Annotated in this window: 14 protein-coding genes; 6 read left to right on the top strand and 8 right to left on the bottom strand. The window is 45.6% G+C overall.

Going from position 1 to position 12,932, the window contains the following annotated elements; translation table 11 throughout:
* Positions 1-60: 60 nt before the first annotated feature.
* Together QUA07_RS06515 and psaK are read right to left on the bottom strand one after the other, a co-directional pair.
* On the bottom strand, positions 61-1,257 hold the full coding sequence (locus tag QUA07_RS06515; RefSeq protein ID WP_333323516.1) for a site-2 protease family protein: 1,197 nt from the start codon (positions 1,255-1,257) through the stop codon (positions 61-63).
* A gap of 80 nt (positions 1,258-1,337) precedes the next feature.
* Complete coding sequence (psaK, locus tag QUA07_RS06510; protein ID WP_333040629.1) at positions 1,338-1,622, bottom strand: photosystem I reaction center subunit PsaK; 285 nt, start codon at positions 1,620-1,622, stop codon at positions 1,338-1,340.
* 133 nt (positions 1,623-1,755) lie between these two features.
* Here psaK and QUA07_RS06505 point away from each other — a divergent pair, with 133 nt between their 5' ends.
* Positions 1,756-2,403 (top strand): phosphoribosylanthranilate isomerase, encoded by a 648-nt coding sequence (locus QUA07_RS06505; protein WP_333323647.1) that lies wholly within the window; start codon positions 1,756-1,758, stop codon positions 2,401-2,403.
* 133 nt (positions 2,404-2,536) lie between these two features.
* Here the strand turns inward: QUA07_RS06505 and QUA07_RS06500 are convergent, their stop codons facing one another.
* Positions 2,537-2,851, bottom strand: coding sequence for an acylphosphatase (locus QUA07_RS06500; protein ID WP_333323515.1), 315 nt, complete (start codon positions 2,849-2,851; stop codon positions 2,537-2,539).
* 59 nt (positions 2,852-2,910) lie between these two features.
* Between QUA07_RS06500 and QUA07_RS06495 the strand changes: the two genes are divergently transcribed.
* The 3 genes from QUA07_RS06495 to QUA07_RS06485 all read left to right on the top strand — a co-directional run bounded on the left by QUA07_RS06495 (position 2,911) and on the right by QUA07_RS06485 (position 5,254).
* Entirely contained in the window at positions 2,911-3,462 is a 552-nt protein-coding gene (locus tag QUA07_RS06495) for a CPBP family glutamic-type intramembrane protease (protein ID WP_333323513.1), read from the top strand.
* Positions 3,463-3,507: 45 nt separating this feature from the next.
* A complete protein-coding gene (locus QUA07_RS06490; RefSeq protein WP_333323511.1) occupies positions 3,508-4,839 on the top strand; it encodes a HEAT repeat domain-containing protein in 1,332 nt (443 codons plus the stop codon).
* A gap of 178 nt (positions 4,840-5,017) precedes the next feature.
* Positions 5,018-5,254, top strand: a complete 237-nt coding sequence (locus QUA07_RS06485) for a hypothetical protein (RefSeq protein WP_333323509.1) — start codon at positions 5,018-5,020, stop codon at positions 5,252-5,254.
* A 145-nt stretch (positions 5,255-5,399) separates the two neighbouring features.
* Here QUA07_RS06485 and QUA07_RS06480 read toward each other — a convergent pair whose 3' ends face one another.
* Both QUA07_RS06480 and QUA07_RS06475 read right to left on the bottom strand, forming a co-directional pair.
* Positions 5,400-7,466, bottom strand: a complete 2,067-nt coding sequence (locus QUA07_RS06480; RefSeq protein WP_333323507.1) for a BamA/TamA family outer membrane protein — start codon at positions 7,464-7,466, stop codon at positions 5,400-5,402.
* Between the two features lie 150 nt (positions 7,467-7,616).
* Entirely contained in the window at positions 7,617-7,817 is a 201-nt protein-coding gene (locus QUA07_RS06475) for a hypothetical protein (protein WP_333081061.1), read from the bottom strand.
* A 159-nt stretch (positions 7,818-7,976) separates the two neighbouring features.
* On the opposite strand from QUA07_RS06475, the gene QUA07_RS06470 reads away from it, so the two are divergent.
* Both QUA07_RS06470 and QUA07_RS06465 read left to right on the top strand, forming a co-directional pair.
* Positions 7,977-8,807, top strand: a complete 831-nt coding sequence (locus QUA07_RS06470) for an alpha/beta hydrolase (RefSeq protein WP_333323505.1) — start codon at positions 7,977-7,979, stop codon at positions 8,805-8,807.
* Positions 8,808-8,936: 129 nt separating this feature from the next.
* A complete protein-coding gene (locus tag QUA07_RS06465; RefSeq protein WP_333323504.1) occupies positions 8,937-10,418 on the top strand; it encodes an ATP-binding protein in 1,482 nt (493 codons plus the stop codon).
* 125 nt (positions 10,419-10,543) lie between these two features.
* On the opposite strand, the gene QUA07_RS06460 is transcribed toward QUA07_RS06465, so the two are convergent.
* From QUA07_RS06460 to QUA07_RS06450, 3 genes are all read right to left on the bottom strand, one after another.
* A complete protein-coding gene (locus QUA07_RS06460) occupies positions 10,544-10,897 on the bottom strand; it encodes a slr1659 superfamily regulator (RefSeq protein WP_333081064.1) in 354 nt (117 codons plus the stop codon).
* Between the two features lie 66 nt (positions 10,898-10,963).
* The gene (locus QUA07_RS06455; RefSeq protein WP_333323503.1) at positions 10,964-11,572 is read right to left on the bottom strand and encodes a DUF6272 family protein; all 609 of its coding nucleotides are present in this window, start codon (positions 11,570-11,572) and stop codon (positions 10,964-10,966) included.
* 31 nt (positions 11,573-11,603) lie between these two features.
* The gene (locus tag QUA07_RS06450) at positions 11,604-12,839 is read right to left on the bottom strand and encodes an adenylate/guanylate cyclase domain-containing protein (RefSeq protein ID WP_333323501.1); all 1,236 of its coding nucleotides are present in this window, start codon (positions 12,837-12,839) and stop codon (positions 11,604-11,606) included.
* Positions 12,840-12,932 lie beyond the last annotated feature (93 nt).

Genomic DNA, 12,932 nt, shown 5'->3' with positions numbered 1-12,932 from the left:
GTTGGTTTCAACAATCTAACATTGGCGTGCTCGTAAATGCCCCTTACTGATGCCAAAATTTTAGTTTTCTTGTGCGGTTTTGGCGATCGCACTTAACTGCAATCCTTGGGGATAGCTGTTTTCTTCTTTGCTGCGCTTGATGTCGGCCATTGAAATCTGGGGCTTGAGGTATTTTGCCAAAACTTTAACCACGTCGCCCCGATCGATCGTCCCCGCTACTGAACCAATCGGCGAGAGGACGATGATTCGGGGGAGTTGACGGGCTTCCATGCTGTTAATTACTTCTGCGAGGGATGCTTTTTCCGAGACTGTGGGGGTTTTTCCCAGGGGTTTCAAAATGTTGTGCAAAGTCTGAATTGGCCATTGACTGCGTTCTGTGAAGCGGATATCGTCGATCGACACTAAGCCCAAATCCCGGCCATTGGTCGCAGCAATGTAAAATGGAAACGGATTGACTTCTAACAAATATCGATCGGCAAATTCTCGCAGAGTCAAATCTGCATCTACAACTCGAAACTCGCGGCTCATCGCATCGCTGGCTTTAATTTTGAGTAGGGCTTCTTGCAGCGAAGTAACTTGGCTATAAGCCGTGGCATTGCGAATGCCAAACCAGCCGATCAGCGCAATCCACAAGCCGCCGTACTCGCGCGCTAAAAAGCATAAACTCAGACCCAAAGCAACAGCCAGCCAACCTAAAACTTGTCCGGTTTTTGCCGCCCAGCGAACGCCGGCAAATCGAGAGCCAGTGATTTTCCAAATTGCTGCTTTTAAAACTTGTCCTCCATCCAAAGGTAGACCGGGAATTAAGTTAAATAATCCCAAAACGAGATTGATTAGTGCTACCCTTTCGGTGACAATTGCTAACAAACTTTTCGGGGGAAGAACTTGAGAACCCAAACCGAGGATTAAAAACAACGCAAAGCTGACGAGAGGGCCGGCAATAGCTACTTGAAAAGCTTGACCGGGAGTTTTTGATTCCGAGTCGATCGAAGCTACTCCGCCAAATAAGAATAAGGTAATAGAATTAACTTTAATGCCTTGCGATATCGCCGCCAAGCTGTGTCCGAGTTCGTGCAAGAGCACGGAAGCAAACAGTAGCAGAGCTATTGCTAACCCCGCACTCCAGGAGAGCGCAGGCCCCCACAGGCGGTAACTGCTGGCGTATTCGCGGGTTGCTAAGGCTAAAATTATAAACCACGAATAATCTATAACTAGGGGGATGCCAAATAAAGAGCCGATTCGCCAACCTGTCTGCATGAAATTTCCTGGGAAAGGAGAGCAAGAAAGAGTTTCTATTATATCTTTTCTACCCCTTGCCTTTGCCTTTCCCCTGATTTTTACAGAACTCCGGCGTTACCCAAGCCCAAGATTACTCCGGCTCCGAGCAAGTGACCGAAGCTGGCTGTTGCCAGCAATTCTGGTACGCCGAAGCCTTTGAACATTCCAGGGAGTGCAACGGGTAAAGCTGGGCCCTTGCCTCGGTTTTGCTTGGAGATGCCGTAGTAGCCGATCGTGATCGCCAGCAAATTGCATAAAATCATTGTCAGTCCTACCAGTGGCGACCACTCCGGTGTTGAGGGAGCGGTAGATTGTACGGCTAACAGCAAAGATGAGGTGATCATGTTCTTATTTCCTGATTTCACAGATAAATTGATTTCCAAGATTATAAAAAGCGGTTTGCATTAAACTAAGATTTGTTTTAATAGTTAACAATTCGTTGATATTTTGATACAACTGCGGAACCGAGGAGGAAGAGTGCGGGTTAAAATTTGCGGAATCACTAAATTAGACCAAGGAATTGCGATCGCCCGCTTGGGAGCCCAAGCTTTGGGGTTTATCTGCGTGCCGGCTTCCCCGCGCTATGTCAGCCCAGCAACAATTCGCCTGATTGTCGAGCAGTTGCCGGAAAATGTCGATCGCATCGGCGTTTTTGCCAACACCACAATAGAAAATATCTGTCAAGTAGCGGCAGAGTCAAATTTAAGCGGGGTGCAGTTGCATGGAGATGAAACAGCGGAATATTGCGAGCGACTGCGGGAGTTTTTGCCGGGAATTGAAATTATCAAAGCCCTGAGAGTTAAGACTCCTGAAACTTTAGCCACCGCTGCTGTTTATGCTGTTCGTGTCGATACTTTACTGCTGGATGCTTACCATCCAGGGCAATTGGGCGGTACTGGTAAAACGATCGACTGGATGATGTTATCAGAGTTTAGACCGCAGTGTCGTTGGCTGCTGGCGGGCGGTTTAACACCCGATAATATTTTAAATGCAATTGATAGCGCGATCGGCAATAACTTCAGCGGTGTTGACCTTTCGAGCGGCGTAGAAATAGCGCCAGGAGATAAAGATTTGACCAAAGTTGCTCAGTTGTTTGCTAATTTAACTCAACTTGCTCATCATTGATAAATTGGCAATACCAAATTCGCGCTTTTTATCGAATTTATTCTTTAGTCTGTTTGGGCGAAGCCTGCCGTAGACTAGGCAGACTTCGTTTGTATAGTAGCGGTTTCAACCGCAGTTTATTTCCTTTATTGTTTTATCGGCGGATCTCAAAAGTGCGTGAAGCGGAGCTATCGCCAAGGGAATCGCCCTCCGGGTCTTCGTATTCCAAAATCAACTCACTAACCGTAGCACCGCTGGGGCCGCGGCGGCACCAACTAATCATTCCTTCCACAGCTTTTTTGGAGCCTTCAAAGACAGCCTCGACGCGCCCATCGGGGAGATTTCTTACCCAGCCGCCCAGGCCGAAATACTTTGCTTGATTCCTCGTTGAATATCGGTATCCTACTCCTTGAACTAATCCCGAAACAAAAACGTGGACTCTGACGGGTAGCAATGATTGGTTTTGCATAATAAACGGCTCAACTTACTGCTAACATCTGTTTGAAAATTTTAAGGATCAGTTTGATTATGTTAAATTTTAGTGCGATGGCGCTGCTGGGATTGCTGCTACGCCGCGTCACCCTAGCTTTTTCAACTATTCCCGATTTCACTGATTGGCTGGTTGCAGCTATGCTCGCGCTGGTTTACACTTCGATCGCTCTTTCCATTGGTTTTTGGTCAGGATTTCTAAAAGTAGACGTGCAAACCTCTCGGCGTACAATTGTGGGAGTGCTTCTTGGCTGTTTCTTAAGTCCCGGCATCACCGAGGAATTATTGTTCCGGGTGTTAATGCTGCCACACCCGTTCGAGAAGGCTTCTGGCTTAATGCTGTGGTTTTGGGGATGCGCGAGTTTGGCGGTTTTTGTAGTGTACCACCCGCTGAACGCGCTGACTTTTTACCCGGTTGGTCGATCGACCTTTATGAATCCAGTATTTTTGCTACTGGCGGCAATTTTGGGAGTTGCGTGCTCCATCGCCTACCTGCAAAGCGGTTCTATCTGGCCTGCGGTGGCAGTTCACTGGCTGGCAGTGACAGCCTGGCTGTTGCTACTGGGCGGTTACAGGAGGCTCTATGGTTAAATGTAAAAAGTCCAGCATCACTATTTTGTCGGGAGGATCTCAGTTGTGGGTATCATAGGAGCGATCGTAGGTTTTTTGGCAGGGGTAGCAGTTGCTTACTGGTTAGTGGAAAAGCGCTTAAAGAAGCAAAAGCAAGAATACTTGCAGCAAACTCGCAGAATTACTGAGGAAATAGAATTAGCTCAGATGTCTCGGGTGCAACAAGCTGTCGAATCTCAGCAAGGAGAACGGGAAAATCAGCTTAGAAAAGCTACTATCGAACACGAAAATTTACTCAGACAAGTTACTACCCAATACGAAAACCAGCTCAAACAAGTTGCGGCTCAATATGAAAATCAGCTCCAACAAGTTCGGGCAGAACGCGACAGTCAGCTCCAACAAGTTTTGGCAGAACGCGACAGTCAGCCCCAACCATTTGCCAGCGTAGACGAGTACGAGCTGCGACGACAAATCAGCGAGGAATTAGAAGCCGCTAACAATGCTAGGATGCAGCAAAATATCCAATCTTTGCAAGCAGAACACGAACATCATTTACTTAGAGTTGCTGACGAATTGCATATAAATTATCAAGCTCAGATGGAGCAACATTTGCAAAACTTGCAAAATGAACACGAAATTCGCTTGAGGCAAATTGCCGAGGAATATGAGAACCGCGAGGTTGAGCTGCAGTTAAATATGGAGGCTTTGCAAGAGCAATACGAGAGTCAGTTGCAAGCGGCTCACGAGCAGTTGAGAGAGCACGAAGCTCAGATGCAAGCTACTATCAGGTCTTTGCAAGAGCAGTACGAGAGTAATGTACAACAAGAAGTCCCGGAGCAGCAGTTCAGTCAGTTAAATTCAACAGAATTTTCCGAAGGTTTATCACAAGAAGAAGTTTGGCAGGAACTGTCAAGTGAGTTAAATCAAACAGAAGTTGAAGAAGAGTTAAATTACACAGATTTTTCGGAACCCCAACCAATTGATTTACATCAACCAGCAGTCGAACAACAGCTTCCAATTACCAGACAAGCACCAAGCTATTCCCTACCGCAGTTGATGGGATGTGTTCAAAGTCAGGACAAAGAAACCCGCAAGTTTGCAGCGTCTGCTTTAGGTAAAATGGCTGCTGCTAATGCTCTGAGATCCGAAGGTCAGCGAGCAATAGAAACCTTGGGAAAATTAGCTCAAGATCTTCACCCGGAGGTGCGCGAAGCTGCTGTGGAAGCACTAGCAATGATTAAGTCTGAAAAAGTGATTCCGCTGCTACAAAAAGCTTTGCGAGATATAGATAGCGGTGTGGCTAAATCGGCAAGTGCTGCGCTCAATAAGTTTAAGTTTTATCCGCGCACTCCGGCGGCTAAGCCGAAAACTGTTGATGTGAAGAAACCAAAGCGTTAAGCATTTACGAGCATAAATAAATATAGCCTTTCTCAGTAACATGAGGTGCACGCTTGATAAGCGGGCATAGGGCATGGGGCATAGGGCATGGGGCATAGGGCATAGGGCATACCTCACCAAGATTGAGAACTGCTATATAGCAATTGTCAATTGCCTACGACACAGTAGGGATACAACATTGTTGTGTCCTTACCGAGGTGCTGTATTTCACTCAATTTCGATTACTACTACAAACTTTGGAGGTTGGGCTGAGGAAAGAAATCAAACTCAATTATTCGATCGACAATTTACCCTATCCTTCGCAGAAATTACCGACACCCCGCCAGCCGAGGCCGATAGGTTTGATGATGTCCGACCAAAGGCTTTGGCGGCAATTGAGTCGCCCAAAATCTGTTTCACACTGTGGGTTAACTAATATCGTTTCCCGTTGCATCGGAATAATAAAATCGAGTCAACAGTTAACACTCAACCATTCAGTTTTTCGACCCGCCCGTTAACAGTCAACAGTCAACAATTCCGAAGGAGTGCAACCGGAATTGATATGATCTGTTGCACTATTGTTAAAACCGTTGCTTTGTACCGAGTATAAATTTGAGGTCGCCGGAGTCGCTAACAGCCATATCTAAGCGAATTAATCCAAAGGACGATCGCACCCTCACACCCACCCCAACACCCGCCCCAGTCCCCGGTTTGTCCCTAACTACAGCCGGTTTTCCGAGTACACTATCTCCCGTTCCCAAATCCGACGCAAAATCAACAAATATCACGCCGCCAACATCTTGACCCACAGGAAACCGATATTCACCCGAAGCCAAAAAATAACTCCGGCCGCTGCCAATATCCCCGCCGTCGTAACCCCGCACGGAATTGCGGCCGCCGAGGCGAAAAGCTTCCGTTGGTGGCAAATCCCCGATTACCGTCCCCGCTTGCAAGTTAAAAGCCAGCATTTCGGGCAAGGCTTCGGACTCGCTGATGCCGAGCAAAGTTACTGGTACATACTGTATATAATTTGCTAACAGCCGATTACTCACAATGTTACCTCGCCCCAGAGGTATCGACTGCTCGGTGCTGAGGCTGAGAATTGAGCCACTGGTGGGGTTGAAGGGATTGTCCCGCCGATCAAGCATCGCACCGAAAGAAACAGTGTATAACTCGTCAACGCCGCTGCCGCTGAATGTGAGAGGATTGCCGAGTTCGTCGCGGCGGGCGATATTTAAGTTGCGATCGCGCGTACTGATGTTTGTATAATTCAGTCCCAAAGTCGATTGCCAATCGCCCAAAGGTCTGGTAAACCTGAGATTTCCCCCCACCCGAATTTCCCGAACTCGGTTCCCGTTGGGCAAATCAATATCTTTGTTGAAAATTTCCGATATTCTGCGATCGCCAAAAGCTCTCACACTGTATCCCAAACGGTCTTCGGCGGCAACGTAAGGGCTGACAAACTCGACATCGTACTGGATACCTCGGAGGCTGGGTTCAAGTTCCACCGCTAGCCGCTGGGGGTTGGTGCCGAAAGTTCGATCGGTATACGAAAGAGGAACAGCAACGCCCACATCATCACTCAGAGTGGCACTCACGCTAAAAGAACGAGCCGATCGCTCTTGAACGTTGTAGATTACATTAACATCCGTGCCAACTTCTTCAATCGAAACCGTCACTTTGTCAAACAATCCCAATTGCTGCAACTGCTGTAAATCCGATCGTACAACTTCCCGGCTGTAGTTATCCCCCGCCTTGAGTTTGATCTCACCTCGGATAAAATCTTCCGAAATTCTGCCCTCAATGGGATTCCCTTTTTTATCAACAGCTTCACCTCGGGAATTGACAAAGCGAATTTTTACCTCTGCAACGTAAACGCCCTCAGCATTGCCCGCTTGACTGATTTGTAGAGTACCGCCTAGCTGTCGGGCGTTGCTGTTTACTGCTTCGGGGATTTCGGCTTGTGTCGCGATCGTCGCCGGAGTTTTTAACAGAGATGTAAAATCTTTATTGTGGCTGGACTTGAGTGATATCAATTCCGGTTGCACCGGAATGATTGTTGACTGTTGACTGTTGGCTGTTGACTGTTGACTCGGGGTGGAAAAACTGAATGGTTGAGTGTTAACTGTTGACTCGATTTTATTATTTTGATGCAACCGGAAACGATATGAGAGAGATTCCCTAGGGGATAGCTGCGCCGCGCGTACTTCTCCAGAAGCTGCGAGCTCATCGGATGCCGGCAAATCCCGCACAGTTGGGTTCACCTCATCCGATTGGTGACTATTTAAGACTGGAACCGATAACAAATGTCGCTTGTCATCTAGTCTAGATCCCCCTAAATCTCCCTTAATAAGAGGGACTTTGAGCATATTTCTTGTCCCCCCCTTAGTAGGGGCGGTGCCTCCGTGCCCGCCCTTGGCTAGGGGGGATCTAGACTTCGCTACAAACAACAGAGATGGTCGGTTTGACGTTAAGTTGTCACCGATGACCTCATCCTCCTCCCTCTGCGCCCTCTGCGCCTCTGCGGTTCCCTCTCTAAACTCCGCCTCAGTCGGTGCGGCACTCGGATCAATCGCCTGCGCCGTCAATTCGCCGCCAGCCAGCGCAGCCAAAGTCAAAAATGCAATAATCGGAATTCGCATAGACATTAAATTTAAAACACACCGAACGCATATTACCCAAAACCGGGCCCCTGCATAATTAGCCGAAAAGAAACCCGGTATTGTTGAGGCTACCGGGTTTCTGGGATGCTGAAATGTGGGAAAGTTCGATCGACCGCGGGCGATCGTTAAATTTGTTTAAATAGTTTGTCGAGAAACACGTTTCTCAAAATGAGCCTGAGTCTGCTGCAACAGTTGTTCGCGACTATCCTTAGCGGTGGTAATGGTAGGGAGCAAGTTGCGAGCTTGTAACGTCATGTGAAGCTGTAGGTGTGCTACGTACTCACTGACATCTTCGCGAAGAGAGCAAGCCGGGTACTGTTTTAAAGTAGAGTTCAAAGTGTTCTCCTGCTTTGGGTTTGTAGTGTTTTCTAATAATCATAGACAATATCATGGTCTATTTCTAACTGTGTACTCCGTAATGAAGTTTAACGTTTGAACTGCTTTTTTGTTACAATCCTTTACAAATGTATCTTACCTATTAGGAGTCGATCACCCATGCAGTCTCAAGCACTTCGAGGACAAACGCACACATTAACTACATTTGTCAATAGCACCACCCAAACAGCCGCCTACCTCGACATCGGGTGCGGCAGACCCTTATTGATGCTGCACGGTTTCTTAGGAGAAAAGACTTGCTGGCTGCCGTTCATTGAGTTATTGCAATCTCAGTTTCGGTGCATCAGTTTAGATATGTTGGGTTTTGGAGAATCCAGCAAACCAGAAATCCGCTACGACGTAGCTGTAGAAGTTGCTTTTGTGCGGCAAGTTGTAGAACAACTAAATATCGAACCCTGCTGCATCATCGGACATTCTTTTGGCGGTTGGGTAGCATCTGCATATTCCCTAAAATATCCTAATTCTGTCAGCAGTTTAGTATTAGCAGCCCCAGCGGGAATTCGGGACGATAGTTTTTGCGGTCAATATGATGCTTTGCGGCCGCTGTTGTGGGAAACCCCAGCCGTTGATTGGGCTTTGCAGTTGGCAAAACCTTTTGCTAGTTTAGCGGGAAAAAGTGAGAAATTGCAGCAAATTTCCGGGTGGCGCAGGGAGTTAATGTCTCAACCAGTAGCAAGGTCATTTTTAATGAGTCGGATGCGGCCGGAAGACGCAGTTGATACAGTAGAAAAAGAAATTCACAAATTGCAAATTCCTACCTTAGTTATCGCAGCAGATAGCGACGAAACAATTCCTCTATGGCACTGTGAAACCTACGCTAACGAGATACCGGGGGCCGAGTTAGTAATTATTCCCAATGCTACTCACGGGTTGCCGCAAACTCAAGCTCAAATTATGGCGAAGTTGACTTGTGAATTTTTGAATCATTAAGAAAAACTGTGCAAGAAGCCGAATTATAAAAATTGTGATAAGCCACCAATTGAAAATAATTGTGTTTTAGTATACTACTTTATTAGGAAATACAGAATATATTGATTAGTGTCTTGTACAATTTTTTTTATGGCTCTTAAATCTTGTGTCAGCAGGAGCTACAGACATTTAGTGGAGTCGGGGGTATTACCAATGGCAGCACTGAGCAACTACTTTAATCTGGAAGAAATTACGACAGCCAGAAAAATTAGTGCTGCGGTAATTAACATCAGCGGCCGCCAGCGAATGCTGTCCCAACGAACGGCTTTTTTTTGCATGAGGTTAGTTTCCTCTCAGAATGGGGTAGAAAGAGCAAAACTGCGCCGGGATTTGTTAGAGGCGATCGAGCTTATGGAAAAATCGCACCGCGACTTAATTAATCTTGGCAGCAGCGTCAACTTAGTGAGTCCCCCTTCACCCGCCCTCAAGGCAATGTATTTTGAGCCGCCACTGTATTTAGACAAACAAGTGCGCGCATATATCGATCGAATAAAAGCACTGGTGCAAGTTCCTGATGCCGAACTCATGCTGGAAAACCCCCACCTGCTGTACATTGTCGAAGCAGCGGGCGGCGACTTGCTAGAAGCTTTCGATGCCGTGGTGAGTCAATACCAGCAAGAAAGCGAAATCGAACAATTTGAAATCGACCTTAAACAGGTTGAACTTTATCAAGAAAGTTGTGCTGCTACCTCGAAAGCGGAAGCTCAAGCCGCCCAGCTCGATCGCGCACTTTGCGAACTAAAACAAACTCAAGCTCAACTCCTCCACAGCGAAAAAATGTCTTCGCTGGGGGCGCTAATGGCTAGTATCGTCCACGAAATTAATAACCCAGTTAGTTTTATTTACGGCAACTTGAGCCATGCCGCAATTTATACTCAAGATTTGTTGCACCTGCTGTGTCTCTATCAAGAATGCTATCCCAATCCCTGTCCCGAAATCACAGCTAAAATCGAAGAGATAGATCTTGATTTTCTAGTTGAAGACTTGCCTAAAGTTATCTCTTCCATGCAAATGGGTTCCAATCGCATTCGCGAAATTGTCAAATCTATGGGCAACTTTTCGCGAACCGATAACAGTAACATGACCATGTGCGATTTGCACGACAGCATTGACAGCACCGTGTTAATTTTGCGAAACCGTCTCAATTCTCAAATAGACCGTCGCGACATTCAAGTAGTTAAAAATTATGGAAAATTGCCTCCTGTAGAGTGTTATTCAGGACAGCTAAATCAAGTATTTATGAATCTAATTACCAACGCGATCGATGCTTTGGACGATGCATCACAAAATCAGCCCCATGCTGCGCTAAAAATTTTGATCAGCACAGAATTAGCTGGCCCCGATCGGGTGAGAGTGCGGATTGCTGACACGGGAACCGGAATGACACCAGAGATAAAAGAGCGAATGTTCGAGCAGTTTTTCACCACCAAGGAAATTGGTAAAGGTACCGGTTTAGGATTGTCTATTGTCTACAAAATCTTAGTAGAAAATCACCGAGGATCGCTTCGGTGCGAGTCTGAACCCTGCAAGGGAACCGAGTTTATCATTGAACTGCCGATCCAGCAAACTTAAGCAATTTACTAATCATCCAAATTTATGTATTTTAACTGTGTGTGGCACGGGCGTCACGCCTATGTTAACTGTGTGTGGAACGGGCGTCCCGCCTGTATTAACTGTAGTTAAAATTTACACATATCCTACGCTAATTCGAGCTTCAAAGTTGGCAACAGCTTTTCTAAATTTCTGAGAGATTTCTGTTGCCAGGGAACATCATTTGAACCCAATACCAAAAGTTGAATCGTTTTCTTTTTCCGAACGGCAATGACAAACTTCGACAGCATACTGATACCAGAACTGTTAACAAATTCCAAATTTTTTAGGTTCAAGGTAATAGTAGGCGGTTCGGGATTGGCGACCTCATCTAACAATTCGACTATTGGCGCATACTCTGCGGGGCCGCTCAGGCTCAGTTCGCCTTGGAAAGTGACTGTGACTGATTCTGGATCGTACTGAATGCTGTAATCTTCACCTTGAATTTCTTGAATACCCATTGTAATTTTGTTTCCTGACTAAAATAGTGCGATCGCACAAGAGAGTAAATATTGAAATGCTAGCAACTAGACCCTAATTTGAACCACAGTCGTAACAATGATGGTATCACTCTCTGGTCTACGCTCGAATTTCCAACCTATCTTAGCTGAATAGTCATTAATCATCGTCAGCAATCCCAATCCCGATGTGTCACTTTCCGATTCCGCATTCTTTTCAAGCTGCTGCAAATAAAGTTCATTGGGATCGGAAGCCAGAATTTCTTCAATAAACTCCTTCAATTTATTTGCCCTTTCTGGCTTGACACTATTACTGGCAAAAATTATCGCCGTCACCTCTGTTTCACCAATAAAATGTATACCAAATCTGACCTTGTAATTGGTATCATCGTTATTAAATTTTATCGCATTTTCTAAGAGTTCGTTTGCCACATAGCTCACAGCTCCCTTGCTTTCTTTTATCCGTTTCTCGCTGCTAGCATCCTCCTCATCCACCGGTAGAAAGCTAGACAAATAATCGGCTACAAAATGAGCTGAAAGCCTGTTATTGCGCCAGCGCTGTTTGATGGGGCGAGAACTGGGGGTAAATGTAAGTTCTAGGGAGTCGTGTTCAGGAGGAAATTCTTCAATGAATTCTCCAAAGATTTGTGTCATTGTTTTTAAGCTTCCAGATGTCATGATTTTTCTGCCTCCAATTGATGTATCAATGTCACTTCTGGGTAAATTTCCACACGCCATTCCAGTTAGCAGGAAGACTCTTTTCTAACAGCGATTGGAGGCGTTTTAGGTAAAGTTGACTGGGCTTGTCATCTGGATTTAGCGCCACTATCTGTTCAAAACAAACTATGGCCTTAGCAAAATTTCCCTGACAATATTCTTGGAGTCCCTCCTCAAATATAGGCAAAGTTTGAATTTTGAGCGATCGCACTGGTTCTACTTCAACATCTAACACCTCACAAACTGAAATGGCTTCTTGTCTACCTTTGACAATAGCCCGATCCAAAAAACGGATATGATACTTTTCGCGTTGACTCAAACGTTGTACCACATCTCCAGAAATTAATAAAGATACGCCATAATACTTAGTCAAACCTTCCAGACGAGCTGTGAGATTGACATGATCTGAGATCGCATCTGCTTGCATCCGATTTGCATCTCCAATAATCCCAACCATCGTATCACCCACATGGATACCAATGCCAATCTTCAGCGGTATATCCCCATTTATTTTACGGCTTTGATTGTATTTCTGCAACTGCTCCAACTTCACAATTCCTGCCTGAATAGCATCATCCACGCCATCAGGAAAAACTGCCATGACTCCATCTCCAATATACTTGACAATAAAACCATTGTGCTTACGAATTTCGGGACTAATTTGCTGTAAATAGTTATTGATGAAGTCAAAGTTTTCTTGAGGAGTCATTTGCTCCGCCATCGTGGTGAAGGAACGCATATCGGAAAACATAATTGCCATCTCTTTGCTCACGTGATCTCCAAGCTGGAAATCAACCATGCTTTGCTTGCCGAGAAATTGGAGAAATTCATCGGGAACAAAACGTCCGTAAGCCTGCAAAAGTTTCTCTAATTCTTGTTCCCGCGCTTTCACCGTTTGGACCATATGCGAGAATACCTGTGCCAGTTCTCCCAGTGCATCACTGCGCGCTGCCACATCTGACAATATCTGGGGTTGAAAGCTATTGTTTTTTACAGCAATAGCTGCATCTATAACCTTTTTTACCTGCTCGATGTAAGTCTGCATCTCTCGGTTTTTATTACGGATCTGGTTTTCCAGATCTGTGGAGTGTTGTGTAACAATTTCTACTAAAGTTTCATAGCTGTTTTTTTCATCCTCGACTTCCTCAAGTTTTTGGCTCAACTCCTGTAGCTGGTTATGGAGTTCTTCTGGAGATTTAGATGGTGCTAAATTTATTTGTGGTTTCATAATTTATACTTCCGAATCTGGAAGCGCAAAGTTGTTTGACTTCCTCGCTGTAAATTATTATAACTTACAGGCGCAGAACTCGAAATCCTGTTT

It is taken from the genome of Microcoleus sp. T3_A4, from assembly GCF_036700465.1.
In the GTDB taxonomy this organism is placed as follows: domain Bacteria; phylum Cyanobacteriota; class Cyanobacteriia; order Cyanobacteriales; family Microcoleaceae; genus Microcoleus.
Note: the sequence above shows the minus strand (reverse complement) of the source record. Positions and strands in the feature narration are given on the sequence as shown.

What these genes read in the sequence shown, in the direction of transcription:
- QUA07_RS06465 (WP_333323504.1), top strand. Translation starts at nt 8,937, where the DNA reads ATGGCTCTTAAATCTTGTGTCAGCAGGAGCTACAGACATTTAGTGGAG.
- QUA07_RS06460 (WP_333081064.1), bottom strand. Translation starts at nt 10,897, where the DNA reads ATGGGTATTCAAGAAATTCAAGGTGAAGATTACAGCATTCAGTACGAT.
- QUA07_RS06455 (WP_333323503.1), bottom strand. Translation starts at nt 11,572, where the DNA reads ATGACATCTGGAAGCTTAAAAACAATGACACAAATCTTTGGAGAATTC.
- QUA07_RS06515 (WP_333323516.1), bottom strand. Translation starts at nt 1,257, where the DNA reads ATGCAGACAGGTTGGCGAATCGGCTCTTTATTTGGCATCCCCCTAGTT.
- QUA07_RS06480 (WP_333323507.1), bottom strand. Translation starts at nt 7,466, where the DNA reads ATGTCTATGCGAATTCCGATTATTGCATTTTTGACTTTGGCTGCGCTG.
- QUA07_RS06470 (WP_333323505.1), top strand. Translation starts at nt 7,977, where the DNA reads ATGCAGTCTCAAGCACTTCGAGGACAAACGCACACATTAACTACATTT.
- QUA07_RS06450 (WP_333323501.1), bottom strand. Translation starts at nt 12,839, where the DNA reads ATGAAACCACAAATAAATTTAGCACCATCTAAATCTCCAGAAGAACTC.
- QUA07_RS06500 (WP_333323515.1), bottom strand. Translation starts at nt 2,851, where the DNA reads ATGCAAAACCAATCATTGCTACCCGTCAGAGTCCACGTTTTTGTTTCG.
- QUA07_RS06495 (WP_333323513.1), top strand. Translation starts at nt 2,911, where the DNA reads ATGTTAAATTTTAGTGCGATGGCGCTGCTGGGATTGCTGCTACGCCGC.
- psaK (WP_333040629.1), bottom strand. Translation starts at nt 1,622, where the DNA reads ATGATCACCTCATCTTTGCTGTTAGCCGTACAATCTACCGCTCCCTCA.